Source organism: Longimicrobium sp. (genome assembly GCA_036377595.1).
Classification (GTDB): domain Bacteria; phylum Gemmatimonadota; class Gemmatimonadetes; order Longimicrobiales; family Longimicrobiaceae; genus Longimicrobium.
This window is the reverse complement of sequence record DASUYB010000145.1, coordinates 34,883-55,131: the sequence shown is the minus strand read 5'-3', so window position 1 is coordinate 55,131 and position 20,249 is coordinate 34,883. Positions and strand designations below refer to the sequence as shown.

At 70.5% G+C, this 20,249-nt stretch carries 23 protein-coding genes and 1 pseudogene; 22 read left to right on the top strand and 2 right to left on the bottom strand.

The window, feature by feature from the left end; translation table 11 throughout:
- The first annotated feature begins 234 nt into the window (after positions 1–234).
- Together VF092_26065 and VF092_26060 are read left to right on the top strand one after the other, a co-directional pair.
- Positions 235–630, top strand: a complete 396-nt coding sequence (locus tag VF092_26065) for a RidA family protein (GenBank protein ID HEX6750779.1) — start codon at positions 235–237, stop codon at positions 628–630.
- Positions 631–706: 76 nt separating this feature from the next.
- Positions 707–2,095 (top strand): phosphomannomutase/phosphoglucomutase, encoded by a 1,389-nt coding sequence (locus tag VF092_26060; GenBank protein ID HEX6750778.1) that lies wholly within the window; start codon positions 707–709, stop codon positions 2,093–2,095.
- A 261-nt stretch (positions 2,096–2,356) separates the two neighbouring features.
- Here the strand turns inward: VF092_26060 and VF092_26055 are convergent, their stop codons facing one another.
- A complete protein-coding gene (locus tag VF092_26055) occupies positions 2,357–3,562 on the bottom strand; it encodes a peptidoglycan-binding domain-containing protein (GenBank protein HEX6750777.1) in 1,206 nt (401 codons plus the stop codon).
- A 174-nt stretch (positions 3,563–3,736) separates the two neighbouring features.
- On the opposite strand from VF092_26055, the gene VF092_26050 reads away from it, so the two are divergent.
- Genes VF092_26050 through VF092_26040 form a run of 3 tightly spaced genes read left to right on the top strand, consistent with a single transcriptional unit; the run spans position 3,737 to position 5,560 of the window.
- On the top strand, positions 3,737–3,931 hold the full coding sequence (locus VF092_26050) for a hypothetical protein (protein HEX6750776.1): 195 nt from the start codon (positions 3,737–3,739) through the stop codon (positions 3,929–3,931).
- Positions 3,928–4,734 (top strand): hypothetical protein, encoded by an 807-nt coding sequence (locus VF092_26045; GenBank protein HEX6750775.1) that lies wholly within the window; start codon positions 3,928–3,930, stop codon positions 4,732–4,734. Before VF092_26050 ends, VF092_26045 begins: the two co-directional genes overlap by 4 nt.
- 4 nt (positions 4,735–4,738) lie before the next feature.
- The gene (locus tag VF092_26040; protein HEX6750774.1) at positions 4,739–5,560 is read left to right on the top strand and encodes a hypothetical protein; all 822 of its coding nucleotides are present in this window, start codon (positions 4,739–4,741) and stop codon (positions 5,558–5,560) included.
- 275 nt (positions 5,561–5,835) lie between these two features.
- Here the strand turns inward: VF092_26040 and VF092_26035 are convergent, their stop codons facing one another.
- The gene (locus VF092_26035; protein HEX6750773.1) at positions 5,836–6,228 is read right to left on the bottom strand and encodes a TonB-dependent receptor plug domain-containing protein; all 393 of its coding nucleotides are present in this window, start codon (positions 6,226–6,228) and stop codon (positions 5,836–5,838) included.
- A 172-nt stretch (positions 6,229–6,400) separates the two neighbouring features.
- Here VF092_26035 and arcC point away from each other — a divergent pair, with 172 nt between their 5' ends.
- The 17 genes and pseudogenes from arcC to fabF all read left to right on the top strand — a co-directional run bounded on the left by arcC (position 6,401) and on the right by fabF (position 20,208).
- The gene (gene arcC, locus VF092_26030; protein ID HEX6750772.1) at positions 6,401–7,360 is read left to right on the top strand and encodes a carbamate kinase; all 960 of its coding nucleotides are present in this window, start codon (positions 6,401–6,403) and stop codon (positions 7,358–7,360) included.
- A 122-nt stretch (positions 7,361–7,482) separates the two neighbouring features.
- Positions 7,483–8,634, top strand: a pseudogene (gene sucC / locus VF092_26025) (ADP-forming succinate--CoA ligase subunit beta).
- Positions 8,631–9,500 carry a succinate--CoA ligase subunit alpha gene (sucD, locus tag VF092_26020; GenBank protein ID HEX6750771.1) on the top strand — a complete coding sequence of 290 codons (870 nt, stop codon included), beginning with the start codon at positions 8,631–8,633 and terminating at the stop codon, positions 9,498–9,500. Before sucC ends, sucD begins: the two are co-directional and overlap by 4 nt.
- Positions 9,497–10,411: a CBS domain-containing protein gene (locus VF092_26015; protein HEX6750770.1), complete on the top strand. Its 915-nt coding sequence runs from the start codon at positions 9,497–9,499 to the stop codon at positions 10,409–10,411. Before sucD ends, VF092_26015 begins: the two co-directional genes overlap by 4 nt.
- 115 nt (positions 10,412–10,526) lie before the next feature.
- Positions 10,527–10,943 carry a nucleoside-diphosphate kinase gene (gene ndk, locus VF092_26010; GenBank protein ID HEX6750769.1) on the top strand — a complete coding sequence of 139 codons (417 nt, stop codon included), beginning with the start codon at positions 10,527–10,529 and terminating at the stop codon, positions 10,941–10,943.
- 262 nt (positions 10,944–11,205) lie between these two features.
- On the top strand, positions 11,206–11,577 hold the full coding sequence (locus tag VF092_26005; GenBank protein ID HEX6750768.1) for a phage holin family protein: 372 nt from the start codon (positions 11,206–11,208) through the stop codon (positions 11,575–11,577).
- Positions 11,564–12,055: a hypothetical protein gene (locus VF092_26000; protein HEX6750767.1), complete on the top strand. Its 492-nt coding sequence runs from the start codon at positions 11,564–11,566 to the stop codon at positions 12,053–12,055. Before VF092_26005 ends, VF092_26000 begins: the two co-directional genes overlap by 14 nt.
- A 17-nt stretch (positions 12,056–12,072) precedes the next feature.
- Positions 12,073–12,567: a hypothetical protein gene (locus VF092_25995; GenBank protein HEX6750766.1), complete on the top strand. Its 495-nt coding sequence runs from the start codon at positions 12,073–12,075 to the stop codon at positions 12,565–12,567.
- Positions 12,568–12,572: 5 nt separating this feature from the next.
- Complete coding sequence (locus tag VF092_25990) at positions 12,573–13,025, top strand: hypothetical protein (GenBank protein HEX6750765.1); 453 nt, start codon at positions 12,573–12,575, stop codon at positions 13,023–13,025.
- A 499-nt stretch (positions 13,026–13,524) separates the two neighbouring features.
- Positions 13,525–13,959: a DUF177 domain-containing protein gene (locus tag VF092_25985; GenBank protein ID HEX6750764.1), complete on the top strand. Its 435-nt coding sequence runs from the start codon at positions 13,525–13,527 to the stop codon at positions 13,957–13,959.
- A gap of 34 nt (positions 13,960–13,993) precedes the next feature.
- The gene (gene rpmF, locus VF092_25980) at positions 13,994–14,176 is read left to right on the top strand and encodes a 50S ribosomal protein L32 (GenBank protein HEX6750763.1); all 183 of its coding nucleotides are present in this window, start codon (positions 13,994–13,996) and stop codon (positions 14,174–14,176) included.
- A gap of 23 nt (positions 14,177–14,199) precedes the next feature.
- Complete coding sequence (gene plsX / locus VF092_25975) at positions 14,200–15,195, top strand: phosphate acyltransferase PlsX (GenBank protein HEX6750762.1); 996 nt, start codon at positions 14,200–14,202, stop codon at positions 15,193–15,195.
- Positions 15,192–16,193, top strand: coding sequence for a beta-ketoacyl-ACP synthase III (locus VF092_25970; protein HEX6750761.1), 1,002 nt, complete (start codon positions 15,192–15,194; stop codon positions 16,191–16,193). Before plsX ends, VF092_25970 begins: the two co-directional genes overlap by 4 nt.
- 259 nt (positions 16,194–16,452) lie before the next feature.
- The gene (gene fabD / locus VF092_25965) at positions 16,453–17,415 is read left to right on the top strand and encodes an ACP S-malonyltransferase (GenBank protein HEX6750760.1); all 963 of its coding nucleotides are present in this window, start codon (positions 16,453–16,455) and stop codon (positions 17,413–17,415) included.
- A gap of 333 nt (positions 17,416–17,748) precedes the next feature.
- Positions 17,749–18,483 (top strand): 3-oxoacyl-ACP reductase FabG, encoded by a 735-nt coding sequence (gene fabG / locus VF092_25960; GenBank protein ID HEX6750759.1) that lies wholly within the window; start codon positions 17,749–17,751, stop codon positions 18,481–18,483.
- A gap of 89 nt (positions 18,484–18,572) precedes the next feature.
- The gene (locus tag VF092_25955; protein HEX6750758.1) at positions 18,573–18,815 is read left to right on the top strand and encodes an acyl carrier protein; all 243 of its coding nucleotides are present in this window, start codon (positions 18,573–18,575) and stop codon (positions 18,813–18,815) included.
- A gap of 145 nt (positions 18,816–18,960) precedes the next feature.
- On the top strand, positions 18,961–20,208 hold the full coding sequence (gene fabF, locus VF092_25950; protein HEX6750757.1) for a beta-ketoacyl-ACP synthase II: 1,248 nt from the start codon (positions 18,961–18,963) through the stop codon (positions 20,206–20,208).
- Positions 20,209–20,249: the final 41 nt, after the last annotated feature.

Below are 20,249 nucleotides of genomic sequence, written 5' to 3'. Positions count from 1 at the left end.
AACCGCGACTGCCGGGGGTGAATCCGCCCGGCTCGCGAAGATTTGCGTGGCCGCGGGCAGGCCCCCTCCCCCGGCCCCTCCCCCGCTGCGCAGGGGAGGGGAGCACACAGCGCGGGGAGCGGATCTCCCACCCTCTCCCGTTATCGGGAGAGGGCGAGCTCCAAGGCGCGGGGTGAGGGCCTCCGCGCGGATGCAGGATCAGCAGACGTCCATCAACCCGGGGAAATCTCCGTCATGGCATCGTATCTCGAGCAGGTCCAGACCGACCAGGCGCCCGCGGCCATCGGCCCCTACAGCCAGGGGATGATCGCCGGCGGGCTGGTGTTCACCGCGGGGCAGATCCCCCTCGATCCGGCCACCATGCAGCTGGAGGACGGCGACATCGCCGCGCAGACGGAGCGGGTGATGCAGAACGTGGCCGCGGTGCTGCGGGCCGCGGGCGCCGACCTCTCCACCGTGGTAAAGACGACGGTGTTCCTGCGCGACATGGACGACTTCGCGGCCATGAACGAGGTCTACGGCCGCCACTTCGGCGACCACAAGCCGGCGCGCTCCACCGTGCAGGCCGCCCGCCTCCCGCGCGACGTGGCGGTGGAGATCGAGGCCATCGCCGTGGTGCGCAACAGCTAGCCCGGCGACGAGACGGGCGCCTTCCCGCCGCCGGGAGGGCGCCCCTTGCTTTTTTCTTTCGAGATTGGAACCTGGGATGGTCAATCCGCACATCTTCCGGCAGTACGACATCCGCGGCGTGGTGGGCACCGACGTCACGCCCGAGGTGGCCGAGTCCATCGGCCGCGGCTTCACCACGCTGGTGCGGCGCAAGCTGGGGACGGATTCGCCGGTCCTCGCCCTCGGCCGCGACAACCGCCTGAGCAGCAACGAGCTGGCCGACGCCGTCCGCCGCGGGATGATTGCCGCCGGCGCGCAGGTCATCGACGTCGGGCTCGTCCCCACGCCCGCGCACTCGTTCGCCATGGCGCACTGGGAGACCGACGGCGGGCTGCAGGTGACGGGCTCGCACAACCCGCCGCAGTACAACGGGTTCAAGATGGCCATCCGCGGCGGCTCCATCTACGGCGAGATGATCCAGGAGGTGCTGCGGATCATCCAGCAGGACGACTACGAGACGGGCGAGGGGCGCGCCGAGAACCGCGCCGTGCTGGAGACGTACGTGCGCGAGCTCGCCGCGAAGTTCCGGATCGCCCGGCCGGTGAAGGTGGTGGTCGACTGCGGCAACGGCACCGGCGCCGTCGTCGCCGTAGACCTTCTGCGCGCGCTGGGCGAGAACGTCGAGGTGGTCCCCATCTTCTGCGAGAGCGACGGGACGTTCCCGAACCACCACCCCGACCCCGTGGTCGACAAGAACCTCGCCGACATCATCGCGAAGGTGAAGGAGACGGGCGCGGACCTGGGCGTGGCGTTCGACGGCGACGCCGACCGCATCGGCGCCATCGACGACCGGGGCCGCATCGTGCGCGGCGACACGCTGCTGCTGCTGTACGGGCTGGACCTGCTGGAGAAGCGCGGGGCGGGGCAGAAGGTGGTGTTCGACGTGAAGTGCACGCAGGCGCTTCCCGAGGTGCTGGAGGCGCACGGCGGCGTCCCCGTCCTCAACGCGACCGGGCACTCGCTGATCAAGAAGCGGATGAAGGAGGAGCACGCGCTGCTGGCCGGCGAGCTCTCCGGCCACATCATGTTCGGCGACAACTACTACGGCTTCGACGACGCGCTGTACGGCGCCCTTCTGCTGATCGACATGGTGGCGCGGCGGCAGGGGACGCTTTCGGAGTGGGTCGACACCTTCCCGAAGTTCGTCTCCACCAGCGAGCTGCGCTATCCGGCCACGGAGGAGACCAAGTTCCCGATCGTGGCGCGCGCGGTGGAGCACTTCCGCCAGGGGCACGAGGTGATCGACGTCGACGGCGCGCGCGTGCTGTTCGGCGACGGCTGGGGGCTGATCCGCGCGTCGAACACCGAGCCCGTCCTCGTCGCCCGCTACGAGGCGCGCACCCCCGAGCGTCTCCAGCAGATCCGCGCGGAGATGGAGGGGTGGCTGCAGTCGCAGGGGATCGGCGGAGCCAGCGTGGGGCATTGAGACCGAATCCGCGGATTGGTTGTGCAATCGGACCAACAGAATGACTCACACGGAGGGAACGGAGGAAACGGAGATGATGAGCAAATCCTCCGTTTCCTCCGTTCCCTCCGTGTGAGACTGTTCTCATCAGATCCAATCGAGCGCACAGCCATTCGTATGATATGAGACGCGGGCCCGGCGGCTCGCGCGGGACGCGAACGAAGCGCGCCGGGCGGCGAGGGCCGCCCGGCGCGTCCTGCGCCGCGTGACGCGGGGACGCCGCTACCGGTAGGCGGGGTCCAGGCGCGAGAGCGGGGCGCGCATCGACGACCAGGCGCCCTGGACCTGCTGCGAGGTGCGCGAGCGCTGCATGGCGGCGTCGACCCGCCGCGCCGCCGAGACCAGCGCCGCCCCCGCCGCCTCGGACGCCTCGGCGTTCCCGGAGACGCGGACGAGCTGCTCGTACAGCGAGGCGTTGTCCGCGAAGCCGGAAAGCGCGAACCACAGCTCGATCTCGTCCGCGCCGTAGCTCCGCCGCGCGTCGAGCCGCCCGGTGGCGCCGACCGCCAGCTCCTGGCGGTAGCGCCCCACCAGGGCCTGCGCCGCCCGGCGCAGGAGAGACGCTTCCTCGGCCGAGAGGACCGCGCCGTCCGCGGCGCCCGCCCCGCCGGAGATGCCGAGCGCCTCCGCGGTCCTGCCGTCGAGGTTCCCGGTGGCCATGATCCCCCGGTCGACCTGGAACTCGAACAGGGCGCGCTGCGTGGCGTCGTCGAGCTGGCCGGTGAGCGGGCCGCGGTAGTAGTTCAGCCGCGCGAGCGCCTGCTGGGCCGCGCGGATCCGGTCGGCCGCGGTATAGAGGGTAAAGGCGTCGGGCGCCCGCGCGGCACCGCGGCGATTCAGCACCAGCTGCTGTTCCAGCTGCACCGCCAGCGGAGTGCCGGCCGGCACCCGGACGTCGCGGCCCTGCGAGAGCATCGTGCCCAGCGCCGCCAGGATCCCCGAGGCGGGGCTCCGCTCGGAGCCGGCGCCGGCGATCGCCGCGCCCACGCCGCCGCGCCCGCCCACCAGCACCACCCGCGGGTCGCCCTGCGCCTCGATCTGGCGCCGCTCGGCGGGGTCGGTGCTGGTCAGCTTCCCGCGCAGGGCGTACACCGTTCCGTTCGGCAGGGTCAGCCGGTCGAAGTCGACCTCCATGACGCCCGAGCGCTGCGCGTCCGCGGCCTGGGTGAAGGTCACCACCCCGCGGATCCGGCTTCCCGCCGGGATCACGGTGTAGTTGTCGACGCCGACGGAGTCGGCCACCACCGTCTCGAACGTGTTTCCGACCCGCGCCGTGCCCGATTCCAGCGGCGAAGTCGTCCGGACGATGATGACGCTGCCCGCGGGGAGGACGGCGCGTACCTGCGCAGCGAGGGTGGTCGCCGGGAGCGCCGCCAATACCAGGGCGCCCAGGCATCGCCACGCGGCCGAGGTTGGTCTGGCTCGCATCGAAAACTCCTTCCTTCAGGGTAACCAGTCTGTGATTTCCGCGGCCCCTGATAGCATCATCTGTTCCGCGAGCACATTTCCGTCTGTCGACGCGGAGGTGAGCACGCGGGTGGCGGATCGCGTTAGATTCCCATCGCCATCCGTTCCACGCCGCCCACCGCCACCGGCCGAGCGATGCGATCTCCCGCCAGCAGCCTCCACAACGTCCTCGGGTCCATCCTCCTGGTCCTCCCGCTGAACACCATCGCCTTCCCGGGGAAGCTCACCAGCAGCTGGGACATGCGCATCCTGGACGAGGCGCGCACACTGGCGGCGTCGTTCGCGGCGGGGAGGTGGGGCGCGGCCGTGGCGACGGCGGGTGCGTCATGAGACGGCTGACGCCGCTGGGCGGCGCCGGCCTGGTCTTCGCCGTGGCGTTCTTCGTCGCGGGCGTGGGCCGGGCCCTGTACGGCTTCGGGGTGATCGGCGGCCCCCGCGCGCCCGGAGACGTCACGGTGGACGACAGCCTGGGGATCATGATGGCGGTCTTCGGCATCGTGATTGGCTCGCTGTCCATCAACCTTTCGCCGGAGCCCCCGAGCCGCGAGCCGCCCCGCAACGCGGGCCCGGTGCTGGCGGAGTGGACGCTCGCGCCGGACGAGTGGCGCGCGTACAACGACCACGGCGCGAGGTTCATGCGGTCCAGGGCGGGATACAACACGCTCGTCGCCGCGACCCTCGCAGGGCTGCTCCCGTATCTCCTGCAGGTGCCATGGAAGATCTCGATCGCCAGCGGCGCGCTGCTGGGCCTGATCGCCTGCGTGTGGACGCTGGTCGACGCGCGCCGCTGGCAGACGCGGGTCCCGCGAAGCGGCGCGCACGTCGTCATCCGCCACGGCGCGGTGCAGGTCGACGGCGCGACGCGCGCGCTGAACGGTGACGGGAGCTGGCTCACCGCCGCGCGCCTGCGCGACGACCTGCCGGTCCCCGAGTTGGAGCTCGTGCGGCGGACCGCGTGGACCGTGCAGGGCAAGACGAGCACGATCGACCACCGCATCCACGTCCCCGTCGCGCGCGGCCGCGAGGCCGAGGCGCTGCAGGTGGCGGAAGCGCTGGTTCGCAAGGTGCCGAACAAGGGTGAGGAGGCGCCGCGGGCGCTGGGCGCGCACGATGAAAAGGGCGAGGATGAGTGAGGCGTTGAAGACGCTGGTCCGCCGCGTTCCCGCGCTGGTGGTGCTGTTCTGCATCGCGCTGTTCGTGGCGGGCGCGGGGACGGCGCTGTTCGGCTTCTTCGCCATCGGCTACGACGAGCCGCTGCGCGTGACCGCGGGCTTCATCACCGCGGGCGCGGTGCTGATGGCCGCCTCGATCGCGCTCACCGTCGCCATCGAGCGCCAGCTGCGGGCGGACGAGAAGCGCGCGCTCGCCGGGCAGGAGGCCACGGCGCCGAAGGTCGCGCGGAAGCCGAAGAAGCACGCCCCCATCCGCGCCGACGCGCTGCTCGGCGAGTGGACGCTGGCGCCCGACGAGTGGCGCGCGTTCGTGGAGCAGGAGGCCGACCGCCGCAGGCGCGGCGCGTGGGAGCCGGCGCTGCTCGGCGCGGCGTTCGGCGGCGTGGTCCCGTGGATCTTCACAGGATCGTGGCGCTACTCGCTGATCGGCGCGCCGCTGATCGCCGCGATCGCGTTCGCGGTGGCGCTGGTCCTGGCCGCGCGGATGCGGAAGCGCGTGCCGCAGGCGGGCGGCCGCGTCATCGTCCGCCGCAACGCGGTGGAGATCGACGGCGACGTGCGGCAGCTGGGGAGCGACAAGGGGTGGCTGACCGGCGCGAGGATGTTGACCGATCTCCCGCTCCCCGTGATGGAACTGACGGTGAGCAGCGTGCGTTACGAGCGAAACGGCAGCCGTCGCGCGATGGCAGGCGTCATCCGCGTCCCCGTCTCCCGCGCCCGCGAAGCCGACGCGCGCCGCATCTGCGACGAGCTCAGAAGCGGCATCGTCGATCACGACGAGGTGTGAATCGCGGCAGGATGACTGGGCCCGGAGTCCGCGAAGGCGGACTTCCCGAAGTTCCAGCCCCGGGTTTCAACCCGGGGACCTCAGTCGGCGCGGGTAGATTTCGGTTCTCGCGCAGATCTCTCCTGGGAGTCCGCGAAGGCGGACTTCGGGCCGTGGTTGCCGCGAATTCCATTCGCCCGACCCCGCCGACGGGTCCGACCCGTTCGTTTGCGAACCCCTCGCGCCGAGGCCGGGCGAGGGGTTCGCGTTGGAATGGAGATGGAGATTGGCTCAGATCAGGGCCTGAGCGTGATCAGCACCACGCCGTTGACCGCCTCGATGCCGTAGCGTTCCGTCGCGGAGGGACCCTTGATGATCTCCATGTTCTCGATCTTCGCGGGATCGATCGCCATGGCGTGGATGTCGTTGTGCGAGACCTTGCGGCCGTTCACCACGTACAGGGGCGGGTGCTCGGGCACCATCTGGACGTAGTTGCAGATCCGGATGCGCGCACCCGAACCCTTCGCCTGTTCCCTCACCTGTACCGAGGACACGCGCGCCTGCAGCAGTTCGGCGATGGACGAGGGCCGCGGCTTGGAGTCGGCGGCGGTCATGCGGTCGGCGCACGCCGCCGCGGCCAGCGGGAGCAGCACCAACCCGGCACGACAGGTCAGACGCTTCAGGGTCATGGGTTCATCCTCACGCTGCGGGGTGACCGGACGTCGGTACGTGCACTGGAAACGTTCCGCGCGCGGGGCCTATGACACATCGGGCGCATGGGCTAAGCGCTTGCTACGAATTCGGCTTGCCGCCCTCGCGGGGGCGGCTTAGAATGTCGCCCTCATTTTCACCCGGAGATCCGTGGCGGACGAGCACACCATCGTGATCGCGCTGGGCGGCAACGCGCTGGCGCAGCCGGGAGAGGAAGGGACCATCACCCAGCAGTTCCGGCACACGCGCGAGAGCCTGGGCGCGGTGGTGGAGCTGGCGCGCGACGGGTGGCGCATCGCCATCGTGCACGGCAACGGGCCGCAGGTAGGGAACGCGCTGATCCGCAACGAGCACGCGCGCCACCTCGTTCCGCCGCTCCCACTGGGCGTGCTGGTGGCGGCGACCGAGGGGTGGATCGGCTACATGATCCAGCAGTCGCTGCAAAACGCGCTGCGCCGCGCCGGCGTCGACCGCCAGGTGGTGAGCATCGTCACCCAGGTTCTGGTCGACCCGCGGGACCCCGAGTTGGAGCGGCCGACCAAGCCCATCGGCCGCACGATGGACGAGGAGACGGCGCGCGCGCTGGCCGCCGAGATGGGCGGCGACGTGGCGGAGGTGAAGGGCGGCTGGCGGCGCGTGGTTCCCAGCCCGCGGCCGCTGGAGATCGTGGAGCGGCCGATGATCCGCTCGCTCGTCGCCGAAGGTCATCTCGTCATCGCGGCCGGCGGCGGGGGATGCCCCGTCTACGCCGACCCGCGGTGGGGCGGGGGGCTGGAGGGGGTGGACGCGGTGGTCGACAAGGACCGCGCCGCCGCCATCCTGGGCCGCGACATCGGCGCCGCGGTGCTGGTGATCCTCACCGACGTCGACGCGGTCTACGCCGGCTGGGGGACGGAGCGCCAGCGCGCCCTCCGCCGTCTCACCGTGGACGAGGCGGAGGAGCTGCTCCGCGCCGGCGAGCTGGGCGAGGGGAGCATGGCGCCCAAGGTCGAGGCCGCGGCTGCGTTCGTGCGCAGCGGCGGCCGCCGCGCCGTGATCGCGCGGCTGGACCAGGGGCGGGAAGCGGTGGCGGGGGAGGCGGGGACGGAGATTTACAGTCCTGAGTCCTAAGTCCCAAGTCCTGAGTTGGTTCGGCGCATGCCAAAGCGCACCAGCGCGGCGGACGGACCGAAACCACTTAGGACTTAGGACCCAGGACTTAGGACTTCACTTCACTTTCAGCGCGGACGCAGAATCGCGTGAACATCCACGAATACCAGGCGAAGGAGCTGCTCGTCGCCCAGGGGATCCCCGTCCCCATGGGCGAGGTGGCCACCACGCCCGAAGAGGCCGAGGCCGCCGCCCGCAGGCTGGGCGGCACCGTCGTCATCAAGGCGCAGGTGCACGCCGGCGGCCGCGGCAAGGCCGGCGGCGTCAAGCTGGCCAGGAGCCCCGAGGAGGCGAAGGAGAAGGCCGCCGCCATCCTCGGCATGCAGATCAAGGGGCTCACCGTCCACAAGGTGCTGGTCGCCCCCGCCGAGGAGATCGCCTCCGAGGCCTACGTCGGCATCATCCTCGACCGCGCCACCAAGGCGCCGGTGTGGATGGTGTCGGCCGCCGGCGGCATCGACATCGAGGAGGTGGCGGCCAAGGAGCCGGAGAAGATCACCAAGCTGGCGGTCGACCCGCGCTTCGGCTTCCTCCCGCACCAGGCCTACTATCTCGCCACGCGGCTGTACGACGACGCCAGGCAGCAGCGCGCCGCCGCGCAGATCCTGCAGCAGCTCTACAAGGCGTTCGTGGAGGCCGGCGGCTCGCTGGCCGAGATCAACCCGCTCATCACCACCCCCGCGGGCGAGGTGAAGGCGATCGACGCCAAGTTCAACATCGACGACAACGAGCTCTTCCGGAAGCCGGCCATCGAGGCGCTGCGCGACGAGAGCTCCGATCCGCCGGCCGAGGTGATGGCGCGCGACGCTGGGCTCACCTTCATCAAGCTCGACGGCGACGTGGGGTGCGTGGTGAACGGCGCCGGGCTGGCGATGGCCACCATGGACCTGGTGAAGTACTACGGCGGCGAGCCGGCCAACTTCCTGGACATCGGCGGCTCGTCGAACCCCGAGAAGGTGGTCAACGCGCTCCGCATCATCACCGGCGACCCCAACGTGAAGGTGATCCTGTTCAACATCTTCGGGGGGATCACGCGGACGGACGACGTGGCCAACGGGATCGTGACGGCGATGGGGCAGATCCACATCGACGTGCCCATCGTCATCCGGCTGACGGGGACCAACGAGGAGATCGCGGTGAAGATCCTGGCCGACGCGGGCTTCACCGCGCTGACCGACATGGACGAGGCGGTGGAGAAGGCCGTCGAACTGGCGAAGGGAGCGCGCGCCTCGTGAGCATCTTCATCGACAACTCCACGAAGCTGGTGGTGCAGGGGATCACGGGCCGCGACGGCTCGTTCCACGCGAAGCAGATGATCGAGTACGGCACGCAGGTGGTCGCGGGCGTCACCCCGGGGAAGGGCGGGCAGACGTTCGAGGGGCAGGTGCCGATCTTCGACACCGTGGCCGACGCGGTGAAGGCCACCGGCGCCAACACCTCCGTCATCTACGTTCCCCCCGCCTTCGCGGCCGACGCGATGTACGAGGCGGCCGACGCGGGGGTGGACTTCATCGTGGCCATCACCGAGGGCGTGCCCGTGCTCGACATGACGCGCGTCCGCCCGTACGTGATGGAGAAGGGCGCGCGGCTGCTGGGCCCCAACTGTCCGGGCCTCATCTCCCCCGGCAAGAGCAAGGTGGGGATCATCCCCGGCCACATCACCGAGCCCGGCCCCGTCGGTCTGGTCTCGCGCTCGGGGACGCTCACCTACGAAGTCGTCTTCAAGCTCAAGCAGGCGGGGATCGGCACCACCACGTGCGTGGGGATCGGCGGCGACCCGATCAACGGCACCAACTTCATCGACTGCCTGGCCGCGTTCGAGGCCGATCCCGAGACGAAGGCCGTCGTGATGATCGGCGAGATCGGGGGGACCGACGAGCAGGACGCGGCGCGCTACGTGAAGGAGAACCTGAGCAAGCCCGTGGTCGGCTTCATCGCCGGGCAGACGGCGCCCCCGGGGCGGCGGATGGGCCACGCCGGCGCCATCATCTCCGGCAGCGCGGGAACGGCGGAGGAGAAGATGCAGGCCTTCCGCGACAACGGCATCGGCGTGGCGCGCCGGCCGCTGGACGTCGTGGGGCTGATCCAGGAGGCACTCTGAGCGAGGGCGGCGGTCCTCCCCCGCGGGGGCGCGAGATCCGGCTGACGGAGGTCCTCCGCGCGGAGCACGTGGTGGCTCCCCTTCCCGCCGACACCGTGCAGGCCGCGGTGTCGGCGCTCGCGCAGCGGCTGATCGACACCGGCGCGGTGGCCGACCCCGAGCGGCTGGCCAGGCTGTTCTCCGAGAGCCGCATTCGCGACCTGATCCACGTGGGCGACCGGGTGCTCCTCCCGCACGTGCGCACCGACGCCGTGCGCGAGCTGGTGGTCGCGCTCGGCGTGGCCTCCGTCCCGCTGGCGACCGCGACGGCGGGGGACGAGCCGGCGGCGCAGGTGGTGGTCCTCGTCCTGGCCCCGCCCTCGGCGACGGGGGTGTACCTGCAGACGGTGGCGGCGCTCGCGCGGGTGCTGCGCAGCGACGAAGTGGTCGACGCGATGCTGGCGGCGCGCTCGGCGGAGGAGATCCTGGCCATCCCCGGGGTGCGCGAGATCACCATCCAGCCGCGCCTGACCGTGCGCGACGTGATGACGCAGCGCGTGCACCGCGTGGGCCCCACGGCCACGGTGCGCGAGGTGCTCGACCTGGTCGCCGACCACAAGCTGCGCGCGGTGCCGGTGGTCGACGACGAGCGCGGCGTGCTGGGGATGGTGACCGACCGCGACCTGATGCGCTTCTTCCTCCCGGTGGTGCAGAAGACCACGGGGGAGAGCCCGGCGTCGCTCAAGGACACCCCCGTGCGCGAGGTGATGAGCCGCTCGGTGATCTGCGTGAGCGAGGACCAGGCGCTCACCGAGGTGATGTCGATCATGGTCAGCAAGGACATCGAGCGCCTGCCCGTCGTGAGCGAGGGCAAGCTCACCGGCTTCCTCACGCGGGGCGACATCCTGCGCAAGCTGTTCGCGTTCCCATGAAGAGAAGTCCTGAGTCCCAAGTCCTGAGTCCTAAGTGAAGTGCTTTTCAACTTAGGACTTAGGACCCAGGACTTAGGACTTCTCTTCCCAACTTTCAACCGAGACGAACCATCCGATGTCCCGTACCTTCGCCATCATCAAGCCCGACGCCGTGCAGAACGGCCATGCCGGGAAGATCATCGCCCACCTCCAGGACGCCGGCTTCCGCATCCTGGGGATGAAGCTCACGCAGGTCTCCATGCCGCAGGCGCGCAAGTTCTACGAGGTGCACGCGCAGCGGCCGTTCTACGGCGAGCTGACCGAGTTCATGTCCAGCGGCCCGTCCGTCGTGCTGGCGCTGGAGGCGGAGAACGCGGTGCAGAAGTGGCGCGACACCATCGGCGCCACCGACCCCGCCGAGGCGGCCGACGGCACCATCCGCAAGCTCTACGCGGAGAGCAAGGGCCGGAACGCCGTCCACGGCTCCGACAGCGACGAGAACGCGGAGATCGAGATCGCCTTCTTCTTCAGCGGCCTCGAGCTGGTCGGCTGATCTTACGCGCCGCCATGCATCGGCCCCGCTTCCAGGCATCGGAGGCGGGGCCGATTGTCTTGTTGGCTCACGCAGAGTCAGCAGAGTCAGCAGAGAACCAACCCCGGTACTGAGTTCCTCTGCTGACTCTGCTGACTCTGCGTGAGATTGCAGTTAGGATAGGCTTGTCCGCGCGAGGGCTTGTGCAACTCGCAGACGTTCGGTTTCGTAGATTTACTTCGACCCGCATGCCGTCCCGATCACCTGGACCCGCGTCCGTGCCGTGAAACTCATCCTCCGCTGGCTGATCACCGCCGCCGCCGTGTGGGCCGCGGCGCACTTCGTCCCCGGTATCCACTACTCCGGTGGGTTCAAGACGCTGCTGGTGGTGGCGCTCATCTTCGGGCTGGTGAACGCGCTCGTCCGCCCCATCGTCAAGGGGCTGGCGTGCGGTGTGATCGTGCTGACGCTCGGGCTGGCGATCTTCATCATCAACGCGCTGATGCTGCTGCTCACCAGCTTCCTGTCGCGCCATTTCGGCTACGACTTCACCGTCGACGGCTTCGTCCCCGCGCTGGTCGGCTCCGTGGTGATCAGCCTGGTCTCCTGGGTGCTGTCGATGGTGCTGGTGGACGACGACGATGAGCGCCGGTAAGTCGCTGCAGGCGCAGCTCGGCCTCCCCGACGGGAGCCCGATCCGCATCGTCCGCGCGTTCGCCTTCTCGCCGCCCCTGGCCGCCGCGCCGGAGCGGGTGCTCGACGAGGTGGCAAGCGCGCTGCGGAGATGCGGGAGCGCCTCCATCAGCCAGACGCCCGGACGGGTGCAGTTCGCCGGCGCGGACTGGTTCACTCCCGCGACGTACGGCGAACGGCGGCTCAGCCCGCTGATCGTCGGCGGGACGGTGACGTTCGACGCGCAGGGCGGCATCCGGCTGGAGCTCTGGATGAGCGCGGCGTGGTTCCTGGCGGCGCTCGGCCTCGCCGCGATCCTCTGCGTCGCGGCGATCCCGGCGTGGCTGCGCATCACCGGACTCCTCTCGCTCGCGAGCGGCGCCTGGCTCCTGTACGTCCACGCGCACCAGTCGTACGAGGCGCTGGTGGCCGAGGCGGCGCGCCGCGCCGAGCGGCCATGACGCGGCAGGATCGGAGAATGAGCGCCATCGCGGCCCAGAACGGCAATCGCGGCGTGCTGCCGCGGATCCACGTCACCCGCGAGCTCACGCTCGACCCACCCGTGGACGCGCCCGCCGACGCGATCCTCGCCGCCGTGGGGAACGAGATGCTCCGCGCCGGCAACGACGTGGTGCACGTCCGCGACGACTGCGTGGAGTTCTACGACGACGATCCGCCCAGCTTCCTGTTCGAGCTGCGCGGCGGCGAGCGCCTTCCGGTGGACGGGGGCGTCCTCTCGCTCGGCGGCGAATCTCCCGCCGCGCGGCTGCAGATGGAGATCTGGATGCCGCCGCGCGTCTATCTCGAGCCGCTCATCCTCACGCTGATCATTCTGGTCGCCCCGATGCTGCCGCTTACGAAGGCCGTGCTGCTCACCATCTTCCTGGGGCTCACGGGGATGCACTTCTGGGGCGCGTGGCAGGGCTACAGGGCGCGGATCGCCGCCGCCGCCCGCCGCGCCTCCGCAGGGTGACCGAGATGCAGCCGATCCGCATCTCGCGCGTGGTGGAGTTCCAGCCCGCGCTCGTCCCCGACTCGCAGGCGGTGCTGCGCGGGATCGAGACGGAGCTGATCTGGCGCGGCAACAGCACGCTGCGGATGACGCCGGACGAGTACGTCTTCCGCGGCCCCGGCGTGGCTCGCGCGCTCCTTCCCAGCGGCGGCTCCACCACGTGGCTGGTGCGCGGCGGCCGCATCTCGACGGTGGGGACCAGGACGGAGTTGCGGGTGGAGCTGGAGCTCGATCCCGTCTCCCTCTTCCTCGTCCCCCTGGCCGCCGCCGCCGTGCTGATGCTCCTGCCGATGGACACCGCGGAGCGCGCGATCGGGATGCTGTCCGGCGCGATCCTCTGGGGCTTCGCGGCCACGCACGCCTGGCGCCGCTACAGCGAGTGGATCTCCCGCAGCGCCCGCCGCCCCTGGTTCACCTGATCCGAATCCCCTGTAATACCGACCCGGGGTAGAATATTGGTGCGTCCGACCGAATCGCGTGCTGCCGCGGTGATAGATCCTTCGGCCTGCAAGCGATTGCGCAGACGCTGATTACGGTCTGGCCGGCCTCAGGATGACGTCAGCTTGGGATCGGCATGGGATGTGTCGACCAGGTTCCCTGAGCTGGAATGATCTCTCCGTGACCTCTGTGCCCTCCGTGAGAGCCCTCGTCTTTTCCTCCGCGCCTCCGCGTCTCCGCGTGAGACAGAGATGGTCGGAGGCTTGCGACAAAGCGCGGAGAGCGCGAGGTTGTGAGCGCCGTTCAGCGGACGGAGCGCACGGACGCGCCGACGCGGGGTATCATCCTCCCGGAACCCCGGCCCTTGGTTGACAAAGGGCGGTTTTCGGGATAGTTTTCTGGTTTATGCTGCATCTGAACCTCGCGGGCGTGGACCGCGGAGAAGTCTATCTGCGGGAGCAGGTTCCGGCCGACCACCCGATGTGGAACGACACCGGGGTGGAGCTGGTGGAGCCGCTGGACGTGGACCTGTCGGCGAGGTCGGTGGGCGACGGCGTGCTGGTGCGCGGCACCCTCCGCACGCGGGTGCGGCAGGCCTGCCGCCGCTGCCTTGCGCCCGTCGAGCAGGAGGTGGACGAGCACGTCGACCTGCTGTTCGCCCCGCCCGAGGAGGACGCGGAAGACGTGGACGACGGCGAGGTCTACCCGCTTCCCGCGCGCGGCGACGACCTGGACCTGACGGGCGCCGTCCGCGAGCAGGTGCTGCTGCAGGCGCCGGAGTTCACGCTCTGCCGGGAGGACTGCCCGGGGCTGTGCCCCACCTGCGGCAAGGACCTCAACGAGGGGGCGTGCGAGTGTGTTCCCGAAGCGGCCGAGAGCCCGTGGAACGCGCTGAAGAACGTCAAGTTCGACTGAACCTTTCAGAGCCCAGCCGGGATAGAGGCGACAGATGGCCGTACCGAAGAGACGCCAGAGCAAGCAGCGCCAGCGCAAGCGCCGCACGCACGTGAAGGCCGCCATGCCGACCGTGAACGCGTGCCCCCAGTGCGGCGACCCGCACCAGCCGCACCGCGTGTGCCCCAACTGCGGGTACTACCGGAAGCAGCAGCGCGTTGAAGTGGAAGAGTTCTGAGCGAACCTCCCACACAGGTAAAGATGCGGATCGCGGTAGACGCGATGGGCTCCGACCGTGCCCCGGCCATCGAGGTCGAAGGCGCGGTCGGAGCTTTGCACGACCGGCCCGACATCACCGTCGTGCTGGTGGGCGACCGCGCGGTGGTCGAGGCCGAGCTGGCCCGCCACCCCGACGCCGACCGCTCGCGGATCGAGGTGGTGCACGCCCCCGAGGTCATCGACCCCGGCGAGGCGCCCACCACGGCCGTGCGCCGCAAGCAGAACTCCTCCATCGTGGTCGGCACCCGCCTGGTCAAGCGCGGCGAGGCCGACGCCTTCCTGAGCGCGGGGTCCACCGGGGCGGTGATGGCCGCCGCGGTGCTCATGCTGCGCCCCATCGCCGGGGTCGACCGCCCCGCCGTGGGCTCGCCCATCCCCAGCGCGGTGGGCACCGTCTTCCTCATCGACATGGGCGCCAACGTCGACACGCGCCCCCAGCACCTCCTCCAGTTCGCGCACCTCGGCACCATCTACGCCCAGGACCTGATGGGCGTGGACGACCCGCGCGTGGGGCTGCTCAACATCGGCACCGAGCCGGGGAAGGGGAACGAGCAGACACTGGAGACCTACGGCCTCCTGGCCGACTCGCCCACGCTCAACTTCGTGGGCAACGTGGAAGGGCGCGAGGTGATCCGCGGCGCCTGCGACGTGCTGGTGTGCGACGGCTTCGTGGGGAACGTGCTGCTCAAGTTCTACGAGTCGATCGCGGGCTTCATGGCCGAGGAGCTGAAGCGCGAGATGGAGCAGCAGGGGGTGCGGCTGGACCTCAAGCGGCTGTACGCGCGGCTCGACTACTCGACCTACGGGGGGGCGCCCCTTCTTGGCGTGAACGGGGTGGTGGTGATCGCGCACGGCGGCAGTCCGCCGCAGGCCATCCGCAACGGCATCGGGGTTGCCGCGCGGGGCGTGGAGCGCAGGATGGTGGAACACATCGCCAAGCGGCTGGGAGACCTGGCCGGGACGGGTGAAGAGAGATGATCCAGGCAGCACGGCCCGCCCGGGCCCGCATCGTCAGCACCGGCCGGTGGAGCCCGCCGCGCGTCGTCACCAACCACGACCTGGAGTCGATGGTGGAGACGAGCGACGAGTGGATCCGCTCGCGCACCGGCATCAGCGAGCGCCGCATCGCCGACAAGGACACCGGCGCGGCCGACATGGGCGCCGCCGCGGCCCGCATCGCCATGGAGCGGGCGGGGATCACCGCCGGCGACGTCGACATCCTCCTGGTCTCCACCGCCACTCCCGACCGGCTCCTCCCCTCCACCGCGTGCGACATCCAGGCGCTGCTGGGCGCCGCCAACGCCGCGGCCTACGACTACGCCAGCGCCTGCTCCGGCTTCCTCTACGGCCTCTCTCTCGCGGAAGCGCACATCGCCGCCGGGCAGGCCGAGACGGTGCTGCTGATCTGCACCGAGAAGATGTCGTCGATCATCGACTGGACCGACCGCGCCACCTGCGTGCTCTTCGGCGACGGCGCGGGCGCGGCGGTGATCCGGGCGGCCGACGGCGACGGGCGCGGGATCCTGTCCGGCTACTTCAAGAGCGACGGGACGCTGGCCGAGCTCCTCTACCGCCCGGGTGGCGGCGCGAAGATCCCGCTGGACATCGCGGTGCTGGACGAGCGCAGCCACTACGTGAAGATGGCGGGCGCCGAGGTCTTCAAGAGCGCCGTGCGCTCGATGTGCGACGCGGCCGGGCACGCGCTGGAGCGCGCCGGCGTCACCGGCGACGACGTGGACCTGCTGGTGCCGCACCAGGCCAACGTCCGCATCATCGACGCGACCGCCAAGTACGCGCGCATCCCGCAGGAGAAGGTCTTCGTCAACGTGGACCGCTACGGGAACATGAGCAGCGCATCGATCCCCGTGGCGCTCGACGAGGCGGTGGAGCAGGGGCGCGTGGGCGAGGGGTCGCTGGTGCTGATGGTGGCCTTCGGCGCCGGCTTCACCTGGGCCGCCAACGTGGTGCGGATGTAGGGACGGCGACGGTCGGTCGGCACTCGGCGGGGGAGACGTTTGCGACTGAAGTCGCGGCTACGACGACGCACAGCCCGCCTTCGCGGACTTCGCGTGGCCGCGGTCTCTTCAGCGGGTGGCGAATCCCTCCGGGACGTCGTCCTGAGGCCGGTCAGATCGAAGTAAGCGTCTTCACCGTGGGTTGCAGGCCGAAGGATCTATTGCCGACGCGGCACGATAGCTCGAATCGCGCACGATCATTCAGACGACAAGGGTGGGGATGACGGGAGAGCGGATCGGCCTGCTGTTCCCCGGGCAGGGGTCGCAGGCGGTGGGAATGGGGAAGGACCTGGCGGATGCCTTTCCCGAGGCGCGCCACGTGTGGGAGGAGGCCGACGACGCGCTCGGCTTCTCGCTCTCCAGGCTGTGCTGGGAGGGCCCCGAGGACGAGCTGACGCTCACCCGCAACGCGCAGCCCGCGCTGCTGGCGCACAGCGCCGCCGTGTGGACGGTGATCCGCGCCGTCGACCTGGACGTGGTCTGCGCAGCGGGGCACTCGCTGGGCGAGTTCAGCGCCTACCACGCCGCCGGGTCGCTGAGCCTGGGCGACGCGCTGCGCACCGTGCGCCTGCGCGGCGAGCTGATGTTCGAGAGCGGCAGGCAGCGGCCGGGGGCGATGGCCGCGGTGCTGGGGCTGGACGACGACGTGGTCGAGGGCGTCTGCCGCGAGGCATCGGCGGACGCCTCGGTCGTCGTGCCCGCCAACTTCAACACGCCCGGCCAGGTGGTGATCAGCGGCGACGCCGACGCGGTGCACCGCGCCGCCAGCATGCTGAAGGAGGCGGGCGCCAAGAAGGTGCAGCCGCTGAACGTCTCCGGCGCGTTCCACTCGCCGCTGATGGCGGTGGCCGAGGCGGGCTTGCAGGCGCAGCTGGAGTCGGTGGAGTTCCGCGCGCCGGCCTTTCCCGTGATCAGCAACGTGACGGCGCGCGCGGTGAGCGACGCCGACGAGGCGCGGCGGCTGCTGATCGAGCAGCTGACCAGCGCCGTCCGCTGGTCGTACGCCGTGCGCACGATGCTGGAGCTGGGCGTGACGCGCTTCCTGGAGGTGGGCACCGGCAAGGTGCTGCGGGGGATGCTGAAGCGCATCGACCCCGCCGCCACCGAGATGGGCACCGAGCTCGGCACCGCCGCCCAGGTGCGCGCCTTCATGGAGACGGCCGCGGGGGTGGGGCAGGGGTGAGGCGGGAGGCACGGACGGCGGGCATCGGCGCGGCCGCGGGCTGGCCCCCTCCCCCGCTGCGCAGGGGAGGGGAGATGAAAAAAGCCGTGGCGGCGCTGAGTTGCGTGAGGGATGCGCGCCCGGAGGGCCGGGACACCGGCGCGCTCGCACAGACGCTGGCGGAATCGCGGGAATGACGGGCGCGCCGGGGGCCCGGCGCCGTTGGCAACAGCAGTATCGTTGCCTACGGCGCGCGCAGCCCGGCCCCCGCGCAGCGGGGGACACGCCCGCATCGCGCAGTTGAAGTTGCCGTTGCAGATGCTGTCTGAAGAACGAGAACCGGAGACGAGCACGGTGGAGCTACAGGGGCAGGTGGCGCTGGTGACGGGGGGCTCGCGCGGGATCGGGCTGGCGATCGCGGAGGAGCTGGCCGGCGCCGGCGCGAAGGTGGCCGTCGTGGCCCGCGACGAGGCGCGCGCGCAGCAGGCGGCCCAGGGTCTTTCCGGCGAGGGGCACCGCGGCTACGGCTGCGACGTGGCCGACTCCGAGGCCGTGAACGCGCTGGTCAAGCGGGTCGAGGAGGAGATGGGCAGCCTCGACGTGCTGGTCAACAACGCCGGCGTGACGCGCGACAACGTGCTGATGCGGGTGAAGGACGAGGACTGGGACGCGGTGGTCGACACCAACCTGCGCGGGGCCTTCAACACCATCCGCGCGGCCAGCCGCGGGATGATGAAGCGCCGCCACGGGCGGGTGATCAACATCACCAGCGTGGTGGGGATCACCGGCAACAAGGGGCAGTCGAACTACGCCGCCAGCAAGGCCGGGCTCATCGGCCTGACCAAGAGCGTGGCGAAAGAGCTGGCCAGCCGGGGGGTTCTGGTCAACGCCGTGGCCCCGGGGTACATTGAGACCGACATGACCGCCGAGCTCCCCGAGGCGGCGCGCGACGCGCTGATGCAGCAGATCGCGCTGGGCCGGCTGGGCCGGCCGCAGGACATCGCTCCGGCCGTCCGCTTCCTGGCGGGGCCGGGGGCGTCGTACATCACCGGGCAGGTGCTGGTGGTGGACGGCGGGATGGTGATGTAGGGCGGGCGGGCGGCCCCCGGACTGATGCGAAGGCCCCGAGAGAAACGCAAAGCGACGGACGCGAAGAACCCTTTCAGGAGCAGATCGCAATGGCGGACATCGAGCAGAAGGTCAAGGACATCATCATCAACGAGCTGGGCGTGGAGCCCGAGAAGGTGACCCCGGAGGCCTCGTTCGTGGAGGACCTGGGCGCCGACTCGCTCGACACGGTGGAGCTGGTGATGGCGTTCGAGGAGGAGTTCGGGATGGAGATCCCGGACGAGGAGGCCGAGAAGCTCCAGACCGTCGGCGACGCCATCAAGTACATCCAGAGCCACGCCCAGGCTTCCTGAGCGCGGGTCTCTTCCGCGTGCCGCGCTCCCGCACCCCGGGCTCGCGGCACGCGTTTTTTCGCCGCCGTCCCCCGCTGGACGGCGCTGACGGCGGTCTCCAGGCTGATGGTCCGGAGACCGCGAGATTCGGGAAACGGAGCGGTTGATGAATCGCCGAGTCGTGATCACGGGCACCGGGCTGCTGACGCCCGTGGGGCTGGACGTGGCGTCCACGTGGGAGGCCCTGCTGGGCGGCACCAGCGGCGCGGGCCCGATCACCCAGTTCGACGCCACCGACTTCAAGGTCCGCTTCGCCTGCGAGGTGAAGGGGTTCGAGCCGGAGCAGTACATCGACCGCAAGGAGGTGAAGCGCACCGACCGCTTCGCCCAGTTCGCCATCGCCTCCAGCGTGCAGGCCATGCGCGAGGCGGGGCTCGATGAGAGCCTGGGCGAGATCGACCCCACGCGCTTCGGGGTGATCATCGGCACCGGCATCGGCGGGATCTGGACCTTCGAGGAGCAGCACCGCAAGCTCATCGAGGCGGGACCTCGCCGCGTCTCGCCCTTCTTCGTCCCCATGTTCATCGGCGACATCGCCGCGGGTCTCGTCTCGATCCGCTACGGGCTGAAGGGGCCGAACTACTGCACCGTCTCGGCCTGCGCCTCGTCCGCCCACGCGGTGGGGAACGCCTTCCGGTCGATCAAGTACGGCGAGGCGGACCTGATGGTGGCCGGGGGCACGGAGGCCACGGTGAGCCCGCAGACGATCGCCGGCTTCGCGTCGATGACCGCGCTCTCGGAGCGCAACGATTCTCCCGAGACCGCCAGCCGCCCCTTCGACGCGACCCGCGACGGCTTCGTGCTGGGCGAGGGGTCGGGGATGGTGATCCTGGAGGAGCTGGAGCACGCCCGGGCGCGCGGGGCGAAGATCGTGGCCGAGGTGGTCGGCTACGGGCAGACGGCCGACGCGTACCACATCACCGCGCCGGCCGAGGGCGGGGAAGGGGCGGTGCGCGCGATCCAGCTCGCGCTGAAGGAGGCGGGGGCGACGCCGGAGGACGTGGATTACGTGAACGCGCACGGCACCAGCACGCCGGCCAACGACAAGAACGAGACGGCGGCGATCAAGACGGCGCTGGGCGAGCGCGCCTGCCACATCATCGTGGGATCGACCAAGTCGATGACGGGGCACACGCTGGGCGCCGCGGGCGGGGTGGAGGCGGTGATCAGCGCGCTCGTCTGCCGCGAGGGGAAGATCCCGCCGACCATCAACTTCCACGAGCGCGACCCCGACTGCGACCTGGACTACGCGACGAACGGGATGGTGGAGCGGCCGGTGCGGCTGGCCCTCAGCAACTCGTTCGGCTTCGGTGGCCATAACGTGTGCCTGGCGGTGAAGCGCTACGAGGCGTAGGACAGCGTGCAGGGTGACGCAGAGCGGCGGCGGGGCTTCGG